Origin of the sequence: Deinococcus yavapaiensis KR-236, assembly GCF_003217515.1 — a bacterium.
GTDB lineage: Bacteria > Deinococcota > Deinococci > Deinococcales > Deinococcaceae > Deinococcus_A > Deinococcus_A yavapaiensis.
In genome coordinates, this window is the sequence record NZ_QJSX01000002.1 from 343,966 (window position 1) to 366,098 (window position 22,133).

The following is a 22,133-nucleotide window of genomic DNA, read 5'->3' on the forward strand; positions in this document are numbered from 1 at the left end:
CTAGTGTACACGGGCGAGCAGCACGAGCCCGTTGCGGTGCACGACCTCGTCGAAGTCGTGGTGACCGAGCAGACCGACGATTTCGGCGCTTTGCCGTCCCGAGATGCGCTCGACGTCCTTTGCGGCGTAGTTCGTCAAGCCTTGCGCGAGCGGTCCGCTCGGCCCGTCGATGCGAACGACGTCTCCAAACGAGAAGTCACCGTCGACGCGCATGATGCCACTCGGCAAAAGCGACTTGCCACTTTTGAGGGCCCGCTCGGCGCCCGCGTCGATGATCAAGGTGCCTCTCGGCGTAGCATGCAGCAGCCAACCACGCTTGGCCGTTTGGCGGCGCGGCAAGACGCGCGTGCCGGGGTTTTCGCCTTTCGACCAAGCTTCCAGCCCCGCGCCGCCGCCGCCGAGAATGACCGTCTCGACGCCAGCTTCGGACGCGATGCGCGCCGCCCTGAGCTTCGTCGTCATGCCGCCCGTTCCGAGCGCGCTGCCCGACCCGGACGCGAGGTGCTCGACGTCGCTCACGTCATGCACGACGTCGATGCGTCTCGCGGTGGAGTCGCTTTTCGGATTGGCGGTGTACAGTCCGTCGACGTCGGTGAGCAGCAACAACGTGTCCGCTTCGGCGAGGTACGCGACCCACGCGGAGAGGGTGTCGTTGTCGCCGACCCGCAATTCGGCCGTCGCGACGGTGTCGTTTTCGTTCACGATGGGAACGGCTCCGAGCTTCAGGACGCGCTCCAAGGCGTGCTTGGCGTTCACGAAGCGACCACGCGCCTGCACGTCGTCCGCGCTCAGCAGGATCTGGGCGACGGGTTTCGGCGCGAACGCCCGCGCCCACTCTTGCATCAAGACCGCCTGCCCGATCGCGGCGAGCGCCTGCTTGTGAGGCAGCGTGGCAGGCTTTCCGGCTCCCAGGACGCCGCGACCCGCCGCGACCGCTCCCGACGACACGAGCGTGACCTCGGCATTCAACGATAAGCACGCTCGTGCGATCGCCCAGAGTTTCGGGGGTTCGATGCGGCCCGCGGCATCCGTGAGGCTGCTGGAGCCGATTTTGACGACGACGCGCCTCACCGCACCTGCCCGTCGCCGACGACACGATATTGATGCGTCACCATCTGCGCGAGCCCCATCGGTCCCCGCGCGTGCAGCTTTTGCGTCGAAATCCCGATCTCCGCGCCGAAGCCGAACTCGAAGCCGTCGGTGAAGCGCGTGGAGGCGTTGACGTACACGCACGCCGCGTCCACCTCGTCTTGAAAGCGGCGCGCGGCGGTCAGGCTCTGCGTGACGATCGCTTCGCTGTGCCCCGTACCGTGCCGCTCGATGTGTGCGAGCGCCGCGTCGAGATCGTCCACGATGCGCACGGCGATCACGAGATCGAGGAACTCCGTGTCCCAATCGGCGGGTGAGGCGGGAACGACGCCGGGCGCGTACATTGCGGTGTCACCGTCGCCTCGCACCTCCACGCCCGCCGAGCGCAGCGCTTTGACGGCGGCCGGGGCGAAGAGGGGCGCGACTTCACGGTCGATCAAAAGCGTCTCGAGGGCGTTGCACACGCCGGGTCGCTGTGTCTTGCCGTTGATCAGGAGGTTCAAGGCCATGTCGAGGTTGGCGGCCGAGTGGACGTACAGGTGGCAGTTCCCGACGCCCGTCTCGATGACGGGTACGCGCGCGTTCTCGACGACGTGCGCGATGAGGTTGGCGCCGCCTCTCGGGATGACGAGGTCCACGAGGCCGCGAGCCGTGAGGAGGTCCGTGACGCTTCCTCGGTCGGTTGAATCGACCAAGGTGACGGCGTCCTCGGGCATTCGCGACGCGCGCAAACCTTCGCGCATCGCCGAGACGATCGCGCGGTTGGAGCGCAAGGCGGACGAGCTGCCCCTCAGAACGGCCGCGCTTCCTGCCTTGAGGCAAAGCGCGGCCGCGTCGATAGTGACGTTCGGTCGGCTTTCGTAGATCATGCCGATCACGCCGAACGGCACCGTGACTTGCTGAACGGCCATTCCCTTCGGGTGCCGCCAGCCGCTCACGACTCGCCCGACGGGATCGGGCAGGGCGATGACGTCGTCGAGGGCCGCCAACACGCTCTCGAAGCGGCTCGGCGACAGCGAGAGACGATCGACGAGCGCTTCGGACGTGCCTTTGGCCCGCTCACCCGCGACGTCGACCTCGTTCGCGGCGAGGATGCTCGGCGCCGCGTCTTGCAGCGCGACCTGCACGGCGCGCAGGGCGGCATTCCGATCGAGTCGAGCGAGGGGTCGGCTCGCCGTTTTCGCGCGCCGCAGCAAGTCGTGAATGGACAGCGAGGTCGTCATGAAGGCACTTTAGCGCGCTCGCGCCGAGAGGCGCCGAGACGTCAAGACGTCGGAACCGGATAGGGAAGGGTGCCTTCGTAGATCGCGCGCCCGACGATCGCCCCTTCGATGCCGAGGTCGTCGAGCAGGGCAATGTCTTCGACGTTGGCGACGCCGCCGCCCACGATGAGCTCGTGCGGCCACCACTCGCGCACCGCGCCCATCAAATCGCGGTCGAGGCCGCGCAAGGTACCGTCACGGCTCACGTCCGTGAAGATGAGGGTTTTGACGCCGTCGGCATGCAAGCGGTTCAGCAGCGCGTCCACGCGCACGCCGCTGCCTTCGGCCCACCCGGCGATCTTGACGTCCATTCCGCGCGCGTCGACGCTCACGACGACGCACGACGGGTCGAACTCGGTCAACAAGGTCGGCACGAGCTTCGGGTCCTTCACGGCGGCCGTGCCGATCACGACGCGTGAAACACCGCCGTCGATGAGCTGCCGAGCGTCCGCCAGCGTCCGCACGCCGCCGCCGACCTCGACGGGAACGCTCACGGTGCGAGCGATGTCCAGCACGAGTTCCCGGTTCGAGCCGCGGCCCGTCGCGGCGTCTAGGTCCACGAGGTGCAACAAGGTCGCGCCGAGATCGGCCCAGTGCGTCGCGGCGTCGAGAGGCGCGTCGAAGTAGACGGTCTCACGGTCGGGGTCGCCTTCGAACAGGCGCACGGCCCGACCTGTTTGGATGTCCACGCAGGGAATGACGAGCGGCATGAGCACGAGTATAGGCGCGCGGGCGACGTCATGTTCGCGCGCTACACTGGCGCAGGGGGAGCGCTTGAAGATCGGGATCATCACCGCGACGTACGCGCCGTCACGCAACGGAGTGGCGACGTCCACGACGCTGTTCGTGAAGGGGCTGCGGGCGCTCGGTCACGAAGTGCGCGTCTTCGCCCCCGAGCATCCTCGCCGGGACGCGGCGGCGTCCGAGGAAGGGGTCTTCCGCTTGCCGAGCACCGCGGTCAGCACGGCGCCCGACTACCCGGTGCTGCTTCCGTGGGCGGCCTCGATGCTCCGCCGCCTTCCTCTACGCGACCTCGATGTCGTGCACACGATGCACCCGTTTCAAGTCGGTCAAGCAGCCCGAGGGATCGCCCGGGCGATCGACGTACCACTTGTGTACACGGCACACACTCAGTACGATCAGTACCTTCACTACATCTATATGCCTCGCCGCTTCGGATTGCGCATGATTCGCCGTCAGGTGCGGCTGTTCGCGCAAAGCGCGGATGCCGTTCTCGTGCCCGGCACGGCGATGGAAGAGGTGTTGCGCCGCTACAAGTTCAAGGGGCGTGTGACGTTGATGCCCAATCCCATCGACTTCGCGGCGTTCGCGAGCGTGCGAGGCGGCGAAGCGCGCGCCTCGCTTGGAATTCCGCGGGACGTGCCGCTTCTGGTCTACCTCGGTCGCCTCGGGCAGGAGAAGAACTTGCCGACGTTGATCGAGGCGTTTCGGTCGGCGTCGACGCGTCTCCCGGGCGCACGCTTGCTGATCGTGGGCGACGGACCGCTGCGGCTCGAACTGGAACGGCGGGCGCGCGGCTTGGCGGTGACCTTCACGGGCGCCGTCGAGTACGCGCGCGTGCCCGCGTACCTCGCGGCGGGCGACGCCTTCGTGACGGCGTCGACCTCCGAGGTGCTGCCGATGAGCATGATCGAAGCGCTCGCGGCGGGGTTGCCGCTCGTGGCGGCCCAGTCTCCGGCGGCGCGCGACCTGATCGGTTCTGGCCCAGGAGGTGTGCTGTGCGCGCCGACGCCCGCCTCGCTGGCGGCCGGGATGGTCAGGGTCGTCACGTCGGCGCGTGCCGCCGAGGCACGCGCCGAAGCCCGCGCCATCGCGCGTCGCTACGACGTGATCGTCCGATCCCGCGAGTTGGCGGGCATCTACGAGACCGTGCAGTCCGAGCAGGGCGCGGTGACCTTGGGCACGCACGGCTTTTCGCCTTGAAGCCGGAATGAAAAGAAAAACACTCCCGTTTGGGAGTGTTTTTTGGTGCCGAAGATGGGACTCGAACCCACACACCTTGCGGCGCTAGTCCCTGAAACTAGTGCGTCTACCAATTCCGCCACCTCGGCACACTGGACGCCTGGGCATCCTCAGGGCGCGCTCAGTGTAGCGAAGGCCGTGAATCTTGTCAAGAAAAGAATGGTGTGCCCGTCTTGCACCGACTCGGGAAGACGCGCTAAGATACTTGGGTTGGAAACTGCCTGACCAGGTTGCGGTCGGGCGTTTCTGCGGCCCAGCAGCAAGAAGGGGAGCTTTCGTGAGAGAAAGCCGTGCTGACCGGAAGCGATGGGCGAAATTCCAGACACCAGAGGGAGTGATCACCACTTGCCAACCGTTCAGCAACTTCTTCGTAAAGGTCGCGCCACGCTGCGCAAAAAGACCAAGGTTCCCGCGCTCAAGAGCAGCCCGCAGCGTCGCGGCGTGTGCACGGTCGTCAAGACGACGACCCCCAAGAAGCCGAACTCCGCGCTTCGTAAGATCGCCCGTGTTCGTTTGACCTCGGGCTTCGAAGTCACGGCGTACATCCCGGGCGAAGGCCACAACCTGCAAGAGCACAGCGTCGTCCTGATTCGCGGCGGCCGTGTGAAGGACTTGCCGGGCGTTCGTTATCACATCGTTCGCGGCAGCCTCGACACCGCAGGGGTCAAGGACCGTAACAAGAGCCGTTCGAAGTACGGCACGAAGAAGCCCAAGGCGGGCGCCGCCGCCGGCGCCAAGAAGAAGTAAAGGAGGTCGTGAACCATGGCACGTCGCCGTAGAGCAGAAGTCCGCCCTGTGCAACCCGACCTCGTTTACAACGATGTCGTCGTCAGCGCGATGATCAACCGCCTCATGCAGGACGGCAAGAAGAACATTGCCTCTCGCATCTTCTACGGAGCGCTTCGCCTCGTGCAAGAGCGCACCGGTCAAAACCCCTTGACGGTCTTCCGTCAAGCCTTCGACAACGTCAAGCCTCGTGTCGAAGTGCGTTCGCGTCGCGTCGGTGGGTCCACGTACCAAGTGCCCGTGGAAGTCAACCCGCGCCGCACGCAAAGCCTCGCGCTGCGCTGGATTCTGGCCGCTTCGGACAGCCGTCCGGAGCGCACGGCGATCGAGCGCCTCGCGGGCGAACTGCTCGACGCCGCGCAAGGTCGCGGTGGCGCGATCAAGAAGAAGGACGACGTCGAGCGCATGGCGGAAGCCAACCGCGCCTACGCCCACTACCGCTGGTAAATTCTCCGCGCCGCAGGTCGCCAAACGCTTCGTGCCATTGGCGACCTTTCGGCGGTCAGGGAACCGAATTTTCGGACAGACACCCGCGACGCGTCGTGCTCGGGAGGAGGTGGGACCCATGAACCAGGACGTCACGGCAGACGAAGCATCATCACAGTTCTTCGCTGCCCGAACCCGTATCTTGCTCGGGTTCCATTTGCCCGAGCATCCTTCGAAGCTTCTCTGATCCACCGCTGACGCTTGTCAGCACCATAGAGGAAGTCATGACGACCCAGACCGGTACGTACCTCAGGTATTTCCGCAATATCGGAATTGCCGCGCACATCGACGCGGGCAAGACCACCACGACCGAGCGCATCCTGTACTACACGGGACGCACGCACAACATCGGCGAAGTGCACGACGGCGCCGCCACGATGGACTGGATGGAGCAGGAGCGCGAGCGCGGCATCACCATCACGGCCGCCGCCACCACCGCGAAGTGGACCCGCTCCGGCGAAGGCCAAGAGTACGTCGTGAACATCATCGACACGCCAGGCCACGTGGACTTCACCATCGAAGTGGAGCGTTCCATGCGCGTGCTCGACGGCGCCGTCGCCGTGTTCGACTCGTCGCAAGGCGTCGAGCCGCAGTCCGAAACGGTGTGGCGTCAAGCCGACCGCTACGGCGTTCCCCGCATCGCGTTCAGCAACAAGATGGACAAGACGGGCGCTTCGTTCGAGCTCGTCATCAACGATATTCGTGAACGCCTCGGCGCGATCCCGGCTCCCATTCAGTACCCCATGGGCCAGGAAAGCGACTTCAAGGGCATTATCGATATCGTGCGCCAGCGCGCGTACACGTACACGAACGACCTCGGCACGGATATCGACGAGCACGACGTGCCCGCCGAGTACGCCGACAAGGTCGCCGAGATGCGCTCGCAGCTCATCGAAGCGGCCGCCGAAGTCGACGAAGAGCTCATGCTGATGTACCTCGAAGGCGAAGAGCCCACCGTCGAGCAACTCGTCACCGCGATTCGCAAGGGAACCATCGAGAAGAAGATCTTCCCCGTGCTTTGCGGCTCGGCCCTCAAGAACAAGGGCGTGCAACTCTTGCTGGACGCCGTGGTCGACTACCTTCCCAGCCCGCTCGAAGTGCCCGCCATCAAGGGCCGCGACGAAGACGGCAACGAGACGGAGTTTCCCGCCGATCCGAGCGGCAAACTCGCTGCTTTGGCGTTCAAGATCATGGCCGACCCCTACGTCGGTCGTTTGACCTTCGTCCGCATCTACTCGGGCACGCTGTCCTCGGGCACGTACGTGTACAACGCTTCCAAGGGCAAGCGTGAGCGCGTCGGTCGCTTGCTGAAGATGCACGCGAACCACCGCGAGGAAGTCAGCGAGCTCAAGGCTGGCGAACTCGGCGCCGTCATCGGCCTCAAGGACGCGGGGACGGGCAACACCCTCATCGGTGACGATGACGACCGCGTGCTCCTCGAGTCGATCGACGTTCCCGAGCCCGTCATCAAGCTCGCGATCGAGCCGAAGACGAAGGCCGACCAAGAGCGCATGGGCAACGGACTGTCGCGCCTCGCCGAAGAAGACCCGACCTTCAAGGTCGAGACGGACGCCGAGAGCGGTCAAACGACGATCGCCGGGATGGGCGAGCTTCACCTCGAGATCCTCGTCGATCGCCTCAAGCGCGAGTACAAGGTCGAAGCGAACGTCGGCGCTCCACAAGTGGCGTACCGTGAAACGATCACGAGGGCCGTGGACGTCGAAGGCAAGTTCGTTCGTCAGTCCGGTGGTCGAGGTCAGTACGGCCACGTCAAGATCAAGGCCGAGCCCCTGCAGCCCGGCGAAGGCTTCGTCTTCGAGAACGCCGTCGTCGGCGGTACGGTTCCGCGCGAATACGTCGGCCCGGCACAGAAGGGGATCGAAGAAGCCATGCAGTCCGGCCCGATGCTCGGCTTCCCGGTCGTGGACATGAAAGTCACGATTTACGACGGCTCGTACCACGAAGTCGACTCGTCGGAAATGGCCTTCAAGATCGCCGGTTCGATGGCGCTCAAGGAAGCCGTTCAGAAGGGTGCTCCCGCCCTGCTCGAGCCGGTCATGCGCGTCGAAGTGACCGTGCCCGAAGACTTCATGGGCGACATCATCGGTGACTTGAACTCGCGCCGTGGCCAGATTCAAGGCATGGAAGCGCGCGGCAACGCGCAAATCGTGAAGGCCTTCGTGCCGCTGAGCGAGATGTTCGGCTACGCGACGGACATGCGTTCCATGACTCAGGGTCGCGCGAGCTACTCCATGTTCTTCGATCACTACAACCAAGTGCCGACGAACATCGCCAACCAATTGATGAGCAAGAAGTAACCGACTCGGTTGCTCGAAACGCCTCCCCTTCGGGGGAGGCGTTTTTGTGTACGATGAAGCGAAAGAAGCAATCGAACTTAGAGCTCGAAGCGATGCGGCGGCGAGTTGTCATAGCGTATTTCTCGCGCGGTGCACAGAAAAACTGAGACAAAGTGTCCAATCGTGGAGCATGTCCGGCCTCTGGAGTGGGATTCTTGCATTTTGTCGCTTAAAATGTGAACATACCGTCAGGTCAGGTATGAAGGCGCGGTTAAGTCGGCCACAGTGAGGGATCGGACCGCCGAAAGAGGCCCGCGAACGCGGGAAATCTTCGTTTGCGTTTTCTCGAATCTTTTGGAGGTCCCAGCATGACGGAACGTTTCTCGCCCCCCAACTCCGACCGGTTCGCGGAAATCTACCCACCGATGACCGAGCAGGAAGCCGTCGTCGAAGCCAATCGCTGCCTGTACTGTTACGACGCGCCCTGCCTCCAAGCTTGCCCGACGCACATTGACATTCCCACCTTCATCCGCAAGATCGCCACGGGCAACCTGCGAGGCTCTGCCAAGACCATTCTGGAAGCCAACTTCCTCGGAGGAACGTGCGCTCGGGTCTGTCCCGTCGAGGAGCTTTGCGAAGGCGCGTGCGTTCTCGGCAAGGACCACGAGCCCATCCAGATCGGGCGCCTACAACGCCACGCGGTCGACTTCGTGCAACTCAAGGGCATTGAAGTCTTTCAAGCCGGTCCGCCCAACGGCATGAAGGTCGCCGTGGTCGGCTCCGGACCGGCGGGCATCTCGACGGCCGCCGAACTCGCCAAGCGCGGGTACGCCGTGACGCTCTTCGAGAAGCGCGACCTCGCCGGAGGCCTCAGCACCTACGGCATCATCGTTTTGCGCGAGCCCGTCGAGGTCGCCCAGCGGGAAGTCGAGAGCCTCAAGCACCTCGGTGTGGACATCCGCACCGGCTACGAGCTCACGAGCCGCGAAGGACTCGACGCCCTGCTCACCGAATTCGACGCGGTCTTCCTCGGGCTCGGTCTCGGCGCCGTTCCCGCGATGGGCATGCCCAACGAGGAGCACGCGCTCGACGGCATCGAGCTCATCGAGAAGAGCAAGTTCGACCTTTCGAGCATCCACGTCGGTGATCGTGTCGCCGTGATTGGCGCTGGCAACACCGCCGTCGACGCGGCAACCGTCGCCCGCCGTCTCGGACGCGACGTGACGATGGTGTACCGCCGCGGCGAGAGCGAGATGACCGCTTACCGACACGAGTACGAATTCGCCTTGCTCGAAGGCATCAAGTACGAGTTCTACACGCAGCCGATCGGAATCGAAGTCGAGAACGGCCGAGTGACGGGCCTCAAGTGCATCAAGGTCGCGCTCGGCGAGCCCGACGCTTCGGGCCGTCCCGCACCTGTGCTCGTGGCGGGCAGCGAATTCGTCATTCCGTGCGACTCTGTCGTGAAGGCCGTCGGGCAGGAGAAGCCCGCGCTCGCCACCGAACTCGGCCTCGCCGTCCACAAGGGATACATCGAAGTCGATGACGATCTGCGTACCAGCCTTGCCAACGTTTACGCGGGCGGCGACTGCGTGCGAGTGCGCGGCAACGCCACGACCGTCATGGCGACGCAAGACGGAAAAATCGCGGCTCGTGCGATTCACGGTGACCTTCAAGCCAAATTGCAAGCCGCCATCAGCGCGGCGGGAGTGTGAGCATGGCAGACCTCAGCATCGACTTCGCGGGCATCCGCTCGCCCAACCCGTTCTGGCTCGCCTCCGCTCCGCCGTCCAACTCGGGCGCGCAGATCATCAAGGCGTTCGAGGCGGGATGGGGCGGCGCCGTTTGGAAGACCATCGGAGCGCCCGTTCTCAACATCTCCAACCGCTACGGCGGTCTGAGCATGTACGGCCAGCGGCTCGTCGGCCTCAACAACATGGAGCTCATCTCCGATCGTCCGATCGAAGTGAACCTTCGTGAAATCGCCGAGGTGAAGCGCCTCTTCCCGGACCGCGCCGTGATCGTCTCGGCGATGGTGGAAAGCGATCCGAGAGTCTGGGCCGACATCGTGCGGCGAATCGAGGACACCGGCGCGGACGGCATCGAGCTCAACTACGGCTGCCCGCACGGCATGAGCGAACGCGGCATGGGTTCGGCCGTCGGACAGGTGCCCGAGTACTGCGAGCAAATCACGCAGTGGGTGACGTCGGTCGCCAGCATTCCCGTGATCGTGAAGCTCACGCCCAACATCACCAACATTACGCATCCCGCGCGGGCCGCCGTCGCCGGGGGCGCGAACGCACTGAGCCTCATCAATACCATCAACTCGGTCATCAACGTCGACCTCGACACCTTCGAGCTCGTCCCGTCGGTCGGCGGGTACGGCAGCCACGGCGGTTACGCGGGCCCGGCCGTGAAACCCATCGCCCTGCACATGCTGTCCGAAGTCGCCAAGACCCAGGAAGTCATTCGCGCCGGCCTTCCGATCAGCGGAATGGGCGGCATCCAAACGTGGCGGGACGCGGCGGAATTCCTGCTGCTCGGCGCTTCCAGCTTGCAAGTGTGCACCGCCGTCATGCACTACGGCTTCCGCATCATCGATGACCTCACGGACGGCTTGTCGAACTGGCTCGACGACAAGGGGTTCAAGTCGGTGCGCGACGTCGTCGGGATGAGCTTGCCGCGCGTGTCCGCGTTCGGTGACTTCGACCTCTCGTACCGAGCGGTCGCGCGAATCGATCACGACAAGTGCATCCAATGCAACCTCTGCTACGTGGCGTGCAACGACACGGCGCACCAATGCATCGACCTCTACAACCCCGACGGCATTCGAGTCGAGCCGGGCTACGACGAGCGCCTCAACGGCAAGGGCGTCGTCTCCACGCGTCCGAAGCCCGTCGTGCGCGAAGACGACTGCGTGGGTTGCGCGCTGTGCTACAACGTGTGCCCCGTGGAGAACTGCATCGAGATGGTTTCCGTGCCTTCGGGGCGCGACTCCGTCACGTGGAAGCAGCTCAGCGTCAACCAACCGGCCGTGACGCAGGACTGGGCGGAGATGGAGAAGTACCGCGAGAAGGTCGGCATCGACATCCACTGATTTGCACGGACGAACGAAGGAGGCTTTCATGTCACTTCTAATCAAGAACGGCGAGATCGTCACGGCGGACGCCCGGTACAAAGCCGACATCTACATCGAGGACGAGACCATCACGATGATCGGTCAGGACATGCCGGTCCCGGCGGGCGCCGAGGTGATCGACGCGACCGGCAAGCTCGTGTTTCCCGGCTTCATCGATCCGCACGTGCACGTCTACCTGCCGTTCATGGCGACCTTCGCCAAGGACACGCACGCCACGGCGAGCAAGGCCGCGTTGATCGGTGGAACGACCACGTTCATCGAGATGTGTTGCCCGTCGCGCGGCGAAGACCTCATGGAAGGGTACGAACTGTGGAAGTCCAAGGCGGAAGGCAACTCGGCGTGTGACTACACCTTCCACATGGGCGTGTCGAAGTTCGACGACAAGACCGAAGAGCAACTGCGCGAGATCGTCGCGGACGGCATCACGAGCTTCAAGGTGTTCCTCGCGTACAAGAACTTCTTCGGAGTGGAGGACGACGAGCTCTACAAGACCCTCACGCTCGCCAAGGAACTGGGCGTGATCGTCACGGCGCACTGCGAGAATGCCGCGCTCGTCGCCGAACTGCAGCAGCAACTTCTCGGCGAGGGCAAGACCGGCCCGGAGTACCACGAGGTAAGCCGACCGGTCGAAGTGGAAGCCGAGGGCACCAACCGCTTCGCGACCTTTCTCGAAGTGACGGGCGCCAAGGGGTACGTCGTGCACCTCTCGTGCCAACCTGCCCTCAAAGCCGCCGTGGCCGCCAAAGAGCGCGGCGTGGACATCACCATCGAGTCGGTCATTCCGCACTTCATCCTCGACAAGACGTACGCCGAACGGCCCGGCGTCGAGGGTGCCAAGCACGTCATGAGCCCGCCCCTGCGCGAAAAGAGCAATCAGCAAGCGTTGTGGCGAGCGCTCGAAGCGGGCCTCATCGACACGGTCGGCACGGACCACTGCCCGTTCGACGTTCAGCAAAAGCACCTCGGGGACGGCGACTTCACGAAGATTCCCAACGGCATTCCCGCCATCGAGGACCGCGTCAACCTGCTGTGGACGTACGGCGTGTCGCGCGGAGGGCTCGACATCCACCGCTTCGTCGACGTCGCCAGCACGAAGGCCGCCAAGCTCTTCGGCTTGTTTCCCCGCAAGGGCGCCGTCGCGGTCGGCAGCGACGCCGACCTCGTCATCTACGATCCCTCGTACCGCGGCGTCATCTCGGCGAGCACGCACTCCGTCAACAACGATTACAGCGGTTTCGAAGGCATGGAGATCGACGGACGCCCCGAAGTCGTGACGGTTCGCGGACGAGTCGCCGTCCGTGAAGGCAAGTTCGTCGGCGAAGAGGGAAGAGGCCGCTTGCTGCGGCGCTCCACGTCCTCGACGCCGGAGAAGGCCCTCGTATGACGACGACGGTCGCGAGACCCTCGAGCGTCGGCGGCGCGATCAGCGTCCGCAACCTTGGCATGGTCTTCCCGACGGCCGGAGGCGAGACGGTCGCGCTCCAAAACGCCTCGCTTGAAATCGGGGCGGGCGAGTTCATCAGCCTGATCGGCCCGTCGGGATGCGGCAAGACGACCTTGCTGCGCCTCATGGCGGACTTGCTCACGCCGACGTCGGGCGAGCTGCGCGTGGCGGGCCAGACACCGCAGGAAGCGCGCGAACAGCGCGCGTACGGCTACGTCTTTCAAGCGCCCGCCTTGTTCGAGTGGCGCAACGTTCTGTCGAACGTCATGCTGCCCCTCGAAGTCATGAACTTTCCCAAAGAGGAGCGCCGCGCGCGCGCCGAGACGATGCTGAGGCTCGTGGGCCTGGAGAAGTTCGCGCGCTCCTATCCGTGGCAATTGTCGGGCGGCATGCAGCAGCGCGTGTCCATCGCTCGCGCGCTCGCCTTCGATCCACCGATCTTGCTGATGGACGAGCCGTTCGGAGCGCTCGACGAGATCACCCGCGAGCACCTCAACATGGAACTCCTGCGCCTGTGGCGCGACACGAAGAAAACCGTCGTGTTCGTCACCCACTCCATCTCCGAGGCGGTGTTCCTGTCGACGCGCGTCGTCGTGATGACGGCCCGGCCCGGCAAGATCGAGGGCGTCGTCGACGTCGACTTGCCGCAACCGCGCACTGCCGAAGTTCGCGAGACGCCCGCCTTCTTCGAAGCCGCCACGAAAGTGCGCGAACTGCTGCGCAAGGGGCACGGCTTCGACGTGGTGGAGTGAGCATGACGACCCTGCCTTCTCCCGGCGCGCGCTCCTCGCGCCCGAAGCGCTCGACGGGCAACTTCTGGCCGATGGCGATCGTCGCCTTCTTGGTGCTCGCGCTGTACTGGCCTTTGATGTTGTGGGTGAACGCCGGGCAAGCGCAGCGCATCATGGCGACTGGCGCCGACCTCGGATGTGGCACGGCGACTCAATGCGCGACGCAGCTTCGTAATCCGACGCTTCCCGCGCCTGGACAACTCCTCTCGGGCTTTCGCGCGCTCAGCGTTCCGCCCTTCTCCACCACGAGCGCGCCTTCCAACGCCTTGGTGACGGCGGGTGAAACGATCGTGGGACTCGCCATCGCGTCCGTCCTCGGCATCGTCCTCGCGCTCTTGCTGGTGATCAGCCGAGGCTTCGAGCGGGCCGTGCTGCCGTGGCTCATCGCCTCGCAGATGGTTCCGATCATCGCCCTCGCCCCGATGCTCGCCGTCGTGCTGGGACAGTACGGGGTGCAAGGCTGGGTGCCCAAGGCGATCATCGCCGCGTACATCGCGTTCTTTCCCGTCGCGATCGGCGTGGCCCGCGGCCTGCGCAGTCCCGACCCGCTTCAGCTCGACTTGCTGCGGACGTACCACGCGGGGCACGCGACGGTGTTCTGGAAGCTGCAACTGCCCGCCTCCATCCCATTCCTGTTCACGGCCCTCAAGGTCGCGGCGACGGCCGCCCTCATCGGGTCGATCGTCGCCGAGATCAGCACGATTTCGTTCAGCGGCCTCGGAAAAATGCTCGCCGAGAACTCGCGCGCTTCCGACACGATCGCCTTGTGGGTGATCATGATTTACGGAGCCGCCCTCGGGATCTTCCTCGTGGGCCTCGTCGGCTTGATCGAAAGGGCGGTGACGCCGTGGCGAGTCGGGCAGCCGAAGTAAAGCTGAGGCGCGGCGGCGTCGCCCCGCTCGCCCTCGGGTGGGGTCTCGTCGTCGCCAGCTTCGTGCTGCTGGGCGTGGCGATCTCGCAAGTGCTGAACGTCCAGTTCGGCACGACGCCCTCCAACCAGGGAACTGTCCTGCTTCTCACGGCGCTCGGCGTGGTCTTGGGCGTGTTCGGCATCGGCCGCATCGCCGACCGGACGCGGGGCCTGACGCCCGCCCTCGTCACCTTCGTCTTCTCCCTGCTCGCCGTCGAGGCGTTGCTGCGCGCGTACGCCGTCCCGCCCGGCCTCATCCCCACGCCGAGCCGCGTTTGGACGGCGCTCGTCAACGGCCTCGAAGTGCTCGCTCGAGACGCCGCCGTGACCTTCGTGCAAGAAGCGCTCGTCGGTTACCTAGGCGGCACCATCGTCGCGATCCTCGTGGCGCTCGCCGTGGTCCGCTTCCGCTTCTTGGAGCGCGGCCTCCTGCCGTACGCCGCGGTCGCCAGCAGCGTTCCCATCGTCGCGCTCGCTCCGGTCATCGTGAAGGCGTTCGGTCTCGAACCCGTCTCGAAGGCGATCATCGTCGGCATCACCGTCTTCTTCCCGATCGTCGTGAACGTCGTGCGCGGTCTGCAAAGCGCGAATCCACACCACCTCGACTTGATGCGGACGTACGCCGTCCCGCCCGCCCGCACCTTCTTGCTCGTCCGCGTGCCCTCGGCCCTGCCGTTTTTGTTCACGGCCCTCAAGATCGCCACGACCCTCGCCATGATCGGCGCGATCGTCGGCGAGTTTTTCGGCGCGACCGGCGAGGGGCTGGGGTTCCGCATTCAGATCGAGGCGGGACGCTTCAACCTCGACGTCGTCTGGGCGGCCATCGTCGTCGCCAGCGTTCTCGGTATCGCCTTCTACGGCCTCGTGTCGTGGCTGGAAAGTCGCTTCACCTTCCGCTTCGGAAGCGCGAAGTGATTCGCTCGTTTCCCACCTTCCCAAGGAGGAAGCTTATGAAGAAGAAGACGTTGCTGCTGGCCGGTCTCGTGGTCGTCACGGGAGCCCTCTCGACGGCGAGCGCGCAAAATCAGCGCCTCATCCCGGTTCGTCTGCAGTTGAAGTGGTTTCCGCAAGCGCAGTTCGCGGGCTTCTTCGTGGCGAAGGCGAAGAACTACTTCCGTGACGAAGGGCTCGACGTGACGCTCGTGCCCATCGGCGACCAAAGTCCCATCCAAACGGTCGCGACGGGCACGGCGGACTTCGGAACGACGTGGATCACCGACCTCCTCACGGCGCGTCAGCAAGGCTTGCCCGTCGTGCACATCGCTCAGATCTTCCAGCGAAGCGGGTACACCCTCGTGGCCTTGCGCAACTCGAACATCTCGAACGTCGCGGGCTTCAAAGGCAAGCGCATCGGCGTGTGGCCGAGCGGCAACGAATATCCGGTTCTCGCCTTGTTGAAGCGCAACAAGCTCACGAGCAGCCTCGAGTCGAACGTCGCACGGCCCGACGTGCAAGCCGTGACGTATCCCTTCGATCCCAGCCTCGTGTTTCCCGAAAAGGTCGACCTCGTGTCCGCCATGACGTACAACGAGCTCAACCAAATTCAAGGGCTCGGCTACGACATGAGCAAGTTGCGCGTCTTCCGCCTCGCCGACCTCGGGATCAACCTCCTCGAGGACAACATGTTCACGACGCAGGCCGTGCTGAACAACACGAACTTCAAAGGTTCGGGCTTGTCGGGCCGTGAAGTCGCCGCGCGCCTCGTTCGCGCTTCCATCAAAGGTTGGGATTACGCGGTCAAGAATCAGAAGGAGGCCGTTCAAATCGTGTTGCCGCAGTGTGGCAACACGTGCCGTGGCAGCGGAACGCGCGCCGATCCTCTGCAACACCAGACGTGGCAGATGGCGGAAGTCGCCAAGCTGTACAACGCGGGCCCGACGCTCAAGGGCAACGCCGGGCTTCTCGATCCCGCGACCTTCAAGGCGAACGTGACACTGCTCAAGAGTCTCGGCATCCTGAAGGCCGATCCGCCCGCGAACGTCGTCGATTACAAGGTGTGGGAAGCAGCGACTGGCAAGAAGGCGCCGTAACGCCTCGAGACGAGGGACGAGGGCCATGGAAGGACGGGGCTCTCGTCCCTCGTTCACGACTTTCGACGGGGGTGTGTATGCTCGATCCGAAACGAACCATCGACGAACTCAAAGAACTGCGGGCACTCACCGGTGACGAAAACGGCGCGCAACGCGTCGCGTTCACGCCGACGTGGGCGCGAGCGCGCGAGTTTCTGCGCTCGAAGCTCGCCGAGCTTCCCGTGGAAGTTCATCAAGACGCCGCCGGGAACCTCTGGGCGACGCTGCAAGGAGAGAGCGAGCAGGCTCTGCTGATCGGCGGGCACATCGACTCGGTGCCGAACGGCGGGTGGCTCGACGGGTGCCTCAACGTCTTGGCGGGCCTGGAAATTCTGAGGCGCCTCGCCGCCCAAGGCAAGCCGAAGTTCACGGTGCGCCTCGTGGACTGGGCGGACGAGGAAGGCGCGCGCTTCGGGCGCAGCCTGTTCGGGTCGAGCGCGGCGAGCGGCACGATGAATCCCGAGGAGTTGCGCGCCTTGCACGACAAGGACGGCGTGAGCCTTCCGGACGCGATCGCCCCGTACGACATCGACTTCGACTCGGTGCTGAACGCGCGCGAGGAACTCGAACACGCCGCCGCGTACATCGAGCTTCACATCGAGCAGGGACCGGTCTTGGAAAGCCTGGACCTTCCGCTCGGCGCGGTCCTCGGGACCTTCGGCGTGGAGCGCCACACGATCACTTGGAAGGGGCAGGCGGCGCACTCGGGCTCGACGCCCATGGACAAGCGTCGCGACGCGTTTCTCGCGGCGGGCAAGATGGCGCACGAAGTCTACGAGATCACGGGACGCAACGGCGGCGTGAGTACCATCGGGCGATGCTCGACGCTTCCCGGCATCGTGACGAGCGTCGTGGAGACATGCGAGATCAGCCTCGACCAACGGCACCTCGACTTGCAGATGTTGAATCGCATGTGGCAAGAGGCGCAGGACGCGGCGGCAAGGTTCGCGCAAGAAGGCGGCCTCTCCGTGTCCTTCGGCAACCTCTGGCGCATCGACCCGATGCCGTTCCATCCTGAGCTCATCGACTTTTGCGACGAGGCGATTCGTGAAACGGTCGGCGTGTCTCACCGTCTGCCGTCGGGACCGTTGCACGACGCGGCGGAAGTCGCGCGCGCGGGCGTCCCGACGGTGATGATGTTCGTGCAAAGCCTGTACGGAATCAGTCACAACAAGATCGAGGACACGAAGGAAGAGCATCTCCTCTCGAGCGTGACCGCCTTCGACAAGCTCGCCGACAAAGTACTCGCTTGGCTGGCGACGCGCCCGACCGAGACGCGAAGGGCGATCGGCGCGGACTGACCATGCTGCCGACTTTGCGCGAAATCCTCGATCTGCCCGCCTTCTCGGGCGCGCTCGTCCTGAGCGGTCAAGGTCAGCTGGAAGCGCGCGTGACGTGGGTGCATGTCAGCGAGGTGCTCGACGGGCACCGCTTCTTGTCGGGCGGCGAACTGTTGCTGTCGACCGGGTTGGAGCTGGCGAACGCGAGCGTCGAGGCGCGCGGGCAGTACGTGCGCAACCTCGCGCAGAGCGGCGCGACGGGGTTGGCGCTCGAACTCGTCCGCAATTTGCGTGACGTCCCACCGGAGATGCTGGGCGCCGCGAGAATGTTGAACTTTCCGATCTTGGCGTTTTCCCATGAGGTGCGCTTCGCCGACCTCACGCGCGCGGCTCACGAGCGCATCTTGCGTCCGCACGGCTCGCCGGGCGAGGGCAGCCTCGCGCCCGTCATGGCGGCGCTCGTGGAGACGGGCCGCGCAGAGACGTTCGTGAAAGCGCAACTCGGTCCCCTGCTCACCCTTCCGAGCCGACCGAGGGCGACGCTGCTCGCCACCCTCGACTTCCTGCTGCGGCATCACATGAACGTCGCCGAGGTCGCGCGTCAACTCGGCGTGCGGCGCCAGACGATCTACTACCGCCTCGACCAGGTCACGGGAATGCTCGGCGACATCGGCGAGGCGAGGCGCTCGGTCGCGCTCGCCTTGGCGTTGCAATTGTGCCGGGACGGCGCCGTGGAACTCGACCGCATCGGACAGAGTGTCTCTTGAGACGGGCGCGACGAAGCGCCTAGCATGAGGTCAATCAACTTCAACGGAGGTGGCGCATGACGCCCAGTAGGGAAGAGATCGTTTCCGAGAACCGCGAGTACACCCTTTTCTCGTGGTCCGTGCAAAGCGCCGCCAATCCCATCACGATGGTGGGCGGTCACGGCAGTCACTTCGTGGACGCGGACGGCAACGAGTGGCTGGACATCGCGTCTCAGCTCATCAACATCAACGTCGGGCACCAGCACCCGAAGGTCATCGAAGCGATCAAGAAGCAGGTGGACGAGTTGTGCTTCGCCGCGCCCGCCTTCGCGACCGAGGCGCGCGGCAAGCTTGGCAAGAAACTCGCCGAGGTGACGGGCCTCGCCAAGAGCTTTTTCACGCTCGGAGGCTCGGAAGCCAACGAGAACGCCATGAAGATCGCGCGGCTCGTGACGGGCCGCGACAAGATCATCACGCGCTACCGCTCGTACCACGGAGCGACGATGGGCTCCATGACGGCGTCGGGCGATCCGCGTCGCTGGCCGGTCGAGCCCGGCATTCCGGGCATCGTGCGGGCGTTCGATCCGTATTGCTACCGCTGCCCTTTCGGCAAGGAGCCGACCTCGTGCCGCCGAGAGTGCGTGTCGCACATCGAGGAGATCATCCAGATGGAAGGGCCGCACAACGTCGCGGCGATCATGGTCGAGGGCATCACGGGCAGCAACGGTTTGCTCGTGCCGCCTGACGACTACTACCCGAAACTGCGCGCCTTGTGCGACAAGTACGACATCCTTCTCATCACTGACGAGGTCATGAGCGGTTTCGGCCGCACCGGCACGTACCTGTCCACGCAGCACTACGGCATCCTGCCCGACATCGTGACGAGCGCCAAGGGCCTCACGAGCGGGTACATGCCGCTCGGCGCCGTCATCGTGAATCAGCGTATCGCCGACTTCTTCGAGAACAGCATGCTGTGGGGCGGCCTGACCTACTCCAGCCACCCCGTGAGCTGCGCGGCGGCCCTCGCGAACTTGCAAGTCTACGAAGAAGAGCACCTGTTCGAAAACGCCACGCTGCTCGGCGCTTACCTCGCCGAGCGTCTCGAAGGGATGCGCGCCTCGTACGCCTGCGTCGGGGACGTTCGCTACAAAGGCTTGTTCACGGTGATCGAGCTCGTGCGCGACAAGGAGACGAAAGAACCGCTCGCTCCCTTCAACGGCACCAGCCCGGAGATGCAAAAGCTCGCGGGGCACCTCAAGTCGAAGTACCTCTACGCCTTTTCGCGCTTCAACATGCTCTGGATCTGCCCGCCCCTCGTCATCACTAAGGACGAGCTCGACTTCGCCTTGAGCGCCATCGAAGAAGGCCTCGCCCTCGTAGACGAGATCATCGGCGCTCGGCAAGTCGTTTCCGCCGACGACTGATTCTCGTTCGTGAGGGGCCGCGCCTCTTCCTTCTCTCGCACGTGGAGACTCCCATGACCCAAACTCAGGAACACGTTCAAATCGCTCGCGTCACGCACTGGCTTTCGGGCGCTCCGGTCGCGTCGACGTCGGGGCGCAGCGCTCCCGTCTACAATCCCGCCACGGGTGAAGTGCAAGCCCACGTGGACCTCGCGTCCCTGCAGGAAGTGGACCACGCCGTCGAGATCGCGAAGGCGGCTTTTCCCGCTTGGCGCGCGACGGCGTTGTCCCGCCGCGCGGAGATCATGTTTAAATTCCGCGACCTCGTGGATCGGCATCGGGACGACATCGCCCGAATGCTGACCAAAGAGCACGGCAAGGTGCACTCGGACGCCCTCGGTGAAGTGGCGCGCGGCTTGGAGAACGTCGAGTTCGCGTGCGGCGTTCCGCATCTCCTGAAGGGCGGCTTCTCGGAGGGCGCTTCGCGCGGCGTGGACGTGTACAGCATTCGGCAACCCTTGGGCGTCGTGGCGGGCATCACGCCGTTCAACTTCCCGGCGATGGTGCCGCTGTGGATGCTGGCCAACGCCCTTGCGTGCGGCAACACCTTCATCCTCAAGCCGTCGGAGAAGGATCCCAGCGTGAGCCTCCTGCTCGCCGAGCTTCTGAAGCAAGCGGGGCTGCCCGACGGCGTGTTCGGTGTGGTGCAGGGCGACAAACTCGCGGTGGACCGCCTCTTGGAGCATCCGGATGTGCAAGCTGTTTCCTTCGTGGGCAGCACGCCCATCGCCAAGTACGTGTACGAGACGGGCACGAAGCACGGGAAGCGCGTGCAGGCTCTCGGCGGCGCGAAGAACCACATGGTGGTCCTGCCCGATGCGGACCTCGGGATGGCGGCGGACGCGGCGGTCAGTGCGGCGTACGGCTCGGCAGGAGAGAGGTGCATGGCCATCAGCGCCGTCGTGGCCGTTGGCGGGATCGCCGACGATCTCGTCGCCGCGATCGCCGAGCGCATTCCGAAGCTCAAGGTCGGTCCTGGCAGCGATCCGGACGCCGAGATGGGTCCGCTGATTTCGGGTGAGCATCGCGATCGTGTGGCGGGCTACGTCACGCACGCGCCGCAGGAAGGTGCGACGGTCGTCGTGGACGGAGCTCGGCACGGAGTGGAAGGTGACGGCTTCTTCTACGGACCCGCCCTGCTCGATCACGTGAAGCCGGGCATGCGCTGCTACGAAGACGAGATCTTCGGTCCGGTGCTGGGTGTCGTGCGCGTCGAGACGTACGAGGAAGCCGTGAACCTCGTCAACGCCAACCCGTTCGGCAACGGCGTCGCGATCTTCACGCGCGACGGTGGCGCCGCGCGTCAATTTCAATACGACGTGCAAGTCGGCATGGTCGGTGTCAACGTTCCGATTCCCGTGCCCGTCGCGTACTACTCGTTCGGCGGCTGGAAGGCGAGCCTGTTCGGTGACACCCACATGTACGGTCCCGAGGGCATCAACTTCTACACCCGCGCCAAAGTCGTGACGAGCCGCTGGCCGGACCCCAGTACGAGCAAGGTGGACTTGGGCTTTCCGCGAACGCGTTGATTGCGTCGAACGCCGGGGAGAGGGTATCGCCACCCTCTCCCTCATGTTATGCTCATTCTATGACCCTCGCTCGACCTGAGAAGTTGCCGTGGGTGACCACGTCGCTGATCGTGAACATCGTGCTCGGAGCCCTCGGTGTGTTGATGCTGCCCTTCGTCGGCGCGCTGCTCAACTTCCTTTTCGGCATGTCGGCGTCCAGCACCGACCTCAGCGCGGATGATGTGGCGGGGCTCAACTTCGCGCGCGTATTCACGGGCGCCACCCTGTGGATCTCGGCGTTCTTAGGACTCGCGTGGCTGGCGTTCGAGTTCTTCGCTTTGAAAGCCGTTCAGCAAGGTCGCGCTTGGGGACGGACGGCCGCCATCGTCATTTTTGTCTTCGCGCTTTTCAACTTTCCGTTCGGAACGATCGTCGGAATTTTTGGCCTGATCGGCGCCCTCGACCCTGAAGTGCAACGCTACACGAGCCGCTGAAGAGCAAAGACGAAGAGGAAAGGGGAAGCCGCCAGCTTCCCCTTTCCTCTTCGCCGACGTCGTGTCAGTCGTGAAAAACGCACGATCGCCATGACTTGCCATTCCTTGATCTTTCGTATAGCATAGTCCCTTGGTGCGCCGATCAAAGGCGAAGGCGCGCTTTTGTGCCGAGTAGGCGTCCGTGCAGTTGGGCACGTGGAGACCCTCGGCGAGAAGAAACCCAATGTGGACCCTCGGCGAATTGCTGATTCGCGTCCACCGCTTGGAGGAGAGAAAGTTATGGCAAAAGGCACGTTTGAGCGGACGAAGCCGCACGTGAACGTCGGCACCATCGGCCACGTCGACCACGGCAAGACCACCCTCACCGCCGCGATCACGTTCACGGC

20 protein-coding genes and 1 tRNA gene are annotated in these 22,133 nt (G+C 64.6%); 17 read left to right on the forward strand and 4 right to left on the reverse strand.

The window, feature by feature from the left end; genetic code table 11:
• From proB to hisA, 3 genes are read right to left on the reverse strand one after another with little or no spacing between them, the layout of a single operon-like run.
• Complete coding sequence (gene proB, locus DES52_RS04080; RefSeq protein WP_110885489.1) at positions 1–1,071, reverse strand: glutamate 5-kinase; 1,071 nt, start codon at positions 1,069–1,071, stop codon at positions 1–3.
• Entirely contained in the window at positions 1,068–2,312 is a 1,245-nt protein-coding gene (locus DES52_RS04085; RefSeq protein WP_110885490.1) for a glutamate-5-semialdehyde dehydrogenase, read from the reverse strand. The genes proB and DES52_RS04085 overlap by 4 nt, the downstream gene beginning before the upstream one ends.
• 41 nt (positions 2,313–2,353) lie before the next feature.
• Positions 2,354–3,061 (reverse strand): 1-(5-phosphoribosyl)-5-[(5-phosphoribosylamino)methylideneamino]imidazole-4-carboxamide isomerase, encoded by a 708-nt coding sequence (gene hisA / locus DES52_RS04090; protein WP_110885544.1) that lies wholly within the window; start codon positions 3,059–3,061, stop codon positions 2,354–2,356.
• A gap of 64 nt (positions 3,062–3,125) precedes the next feature.
• On the opposite strand from hisA, the gene DES52_RS04095 reads away from it, so the two are divergent.
• Entirely contained in the window at positions 3,126–4,295 is a 1,170-nt protein-coding gene (locus DES52_RS04095) for a glycosyltransferase (protein WP_110885491.1), read from the forward strand.
• A gap of 43 nt (positions 4,296–4,338) precedes the next feature.
• On the opposite strand, the gene DES52_RS04100 is transcribed toward DES52_RS04095, so the two are convergent.
• Positions 4,339–4,423, reverse strand: a tRNA-Leu gene (locus tag DES52_RS04100).
• A 256-nt stretch (positions 4,424–4,679) separates the two neighbouring features.
• Here DES52_RS04100 and rpsL point away from each other — a divergent pair.
• The 16 genes from rpsL to DES52_RS04180 form a co-directional block, all read left to right on the forward strand.
• Positions 4,680–5,081, forward strand: coding sequence for a 30S ribosomal protein S12 (gene rpsL / locus DES52_RS04105; RefSeq protein WP_110885545.1), 402 nt, complete (start codon positions 4,680–4,682; stop codon positions 5,079–5,081).
• 15 nt (positions 5,082–5,096) lie between these two features.
• Positions 5,097–5,567 carry a 30S ribosomal protein S7 gene (gene rpsG, locus DES52_RS04110; RefSeq protein ID WP_110885492.1) on the forward strand — a complete coding sequence of 157 codons (471 nt, stop codon included), beginning with the start codon at positions 5,097–5,099 and terminating at the stop codon, positions 5,565–5,567.
• Between the two features lie 263 nt (positions 5,568–5,830).
• Positions 5,831–7,924 carry an elongation factor G gene (gene fusA / locus DES52_RS04115; RefSeq protein WP_110885493.1) on the forward strand — a complete coding sequence of 698 codons (2,094 nt, stop codon included), beginning with the start codon at positions 5,831–5,833 and terminating at the stop codon, positions 7,922–7,924.
• Positions 7,925–8,271: 347 nt separating this feature from the next.
• Complete coding sequence (locus DES52_RS04120; RefSeq protein ID WP_110885494.1) at positions 8,272–9,618, forward strand: NAD(P)-dependent oxidoreductase; 1,347 nt, start codon at positions 8,272–8,274, stop codon at positions 9,616–9,618.
• Positions 9,619–9,620: 2 nt separating this feature from the next.
• The gene (preA, locus tag DES52_RS04125) at positions 9,621–11,000 is read left to right on the forward strand and encodes an NAD-dependent dihydropyrimidine dehydrogenase subunit PreA (RefSeq protein WP_110885495.1); all 1,380 of its coding nucleotides are present in this window, start codon (positions 9,621–9,623) and stop codon (positions 10,998–11,000) included.
• A 28-nt stretch (positions 11,001–11,028) separates the two neighbouring features.
• Positions 11,029–12,426, forward strand: a complete 1,398-nt coding sequence (gene hydA, locus DES52_RS04130) for a dihydropyrimidinase (protein ID WP_110885546.1) — start codon at positions 11,029–11,031, stop codon at positions 12,424–12,426.
• Positions 12,423–13,238 (forward strand): ABC transporter ATP-binding protein, encoded by an 816-nt coding sequence (locus DES52_RS04135; protein ID WP_110885496.1) that lies wholly within the window; start codon positions 12,423–12,425, stop codon positions 13,236–13,238. The genes hydA and DES52_RS04135 overlap by 4 nt, the downstream gene beginning before the upstream one ends.
• 2 nt (positions 13,239–13,240) lie before the next feature.
• Complete coding sequence (locus DES52_RS04140; RefSeq protein ID WP_110885497.1) at positions 13,241–14,149, forward strand: ABC transporter permease; 909 nt, start codon at positions 13,241–13,243, stop codon at positions 14,147–14,149.
• The gene (locus DES52_RS04145; RefSeq protein ID WP_110885498.1) at positions 14,125–15,102 is read left to right on the forward strand and encodes an ABC transporter permease; all 978 of its coding nucleotides are present in this window, start codon (positions 14,125–14,127) and stop codon (positions 15,100–15,102) included. Before DES52_RS04140 ends, DES52_RS04145 begins: the two co-directional genes overlap by 25 nt.
• 35 nt (positions 15,103–15,137) lie before the next feature.
• Positions 15,138–16,217 (forward strand): ABC transporter substrate-binding protein, encoded by a 1,080-nt coding sequence (locus DES52_RS04150; RefSeq protein WP_110885499.1) that lies wholly within the window; start codon positions 15,138–15,140, stop codon positions 16,215–16,217.
• A gap of 77 nt (positions 16,218–16,294) precedes the next feature.
• Positions 16,295–17,557: a hydantoinase/carbamoylase family amidase gene (locus tag DES52_RS04155; RefSeq protein WP_110885500.1), complete on the forward strand. Its 1,263-nt coding sequence runs from the start codon at positions 16,295–16,297 to the stop codon at positions 17,555–17,557.
• 2 nt (positions 17,558–17,559) lie between these two features.
• Positions 17,560–18,303 (forward strand): PucR family transcriptional regulator, encoded by a 744-nt coding sequence (locus DES52_RS04160; protein ID WP_110885547.1) that lies wholly within the window; start codon positions 17,560–17,562, stop codon positions 18,301–18,303.
• A 56-nt stretch (positions 18,304–18,359) separates the two neighbouring features.
• Entirely contained in the window at positions 18,360–19,706 is a 1,347-nt protein-coding gene (locus tag DES52_RS04165; protein ID WP_110885501.1) for an aminotransferase class III-fold pyridoxal phosphate-dependent enzyme, read from the forward strand.
• A gap of 53 nt (positions 19,707–19,759) precedes the next feature.
• On the forward strand, positions 19,760–21,274 hold the full coding sequence (locus tag DES52_RS04170) for a CoA-acylating methylmalonate-semialdehyde dehydrogenase (RefSeq protein WP_211317851.1): 1,515 nt from the start codon (positions 19,760–19,762) through the stop codon (positions 21,272–21,274).
• A 59-nt stretch (positions 21,275–21,333) separates the two neighbouring features.
• Positions 21,334–21,747, forward strand: a complete 414-nt coding sequence (locus DES52_RS04175) for a hypothetical protein (RefSeq protein WP_110885502.1) — start codon at positions 21,334–21,336, stop codon at positions 21,745–21,747.
• 279 nt (positions 21,748–22,026) lie between these two features.
• A partial coding sequence (locus DES52_RS04180; RefSeq protein WP_211317859.1) for a GTP-binding protein occupies positions 22,027–22,133 on the forward strand: 107 nt, incomplete at its 3' end.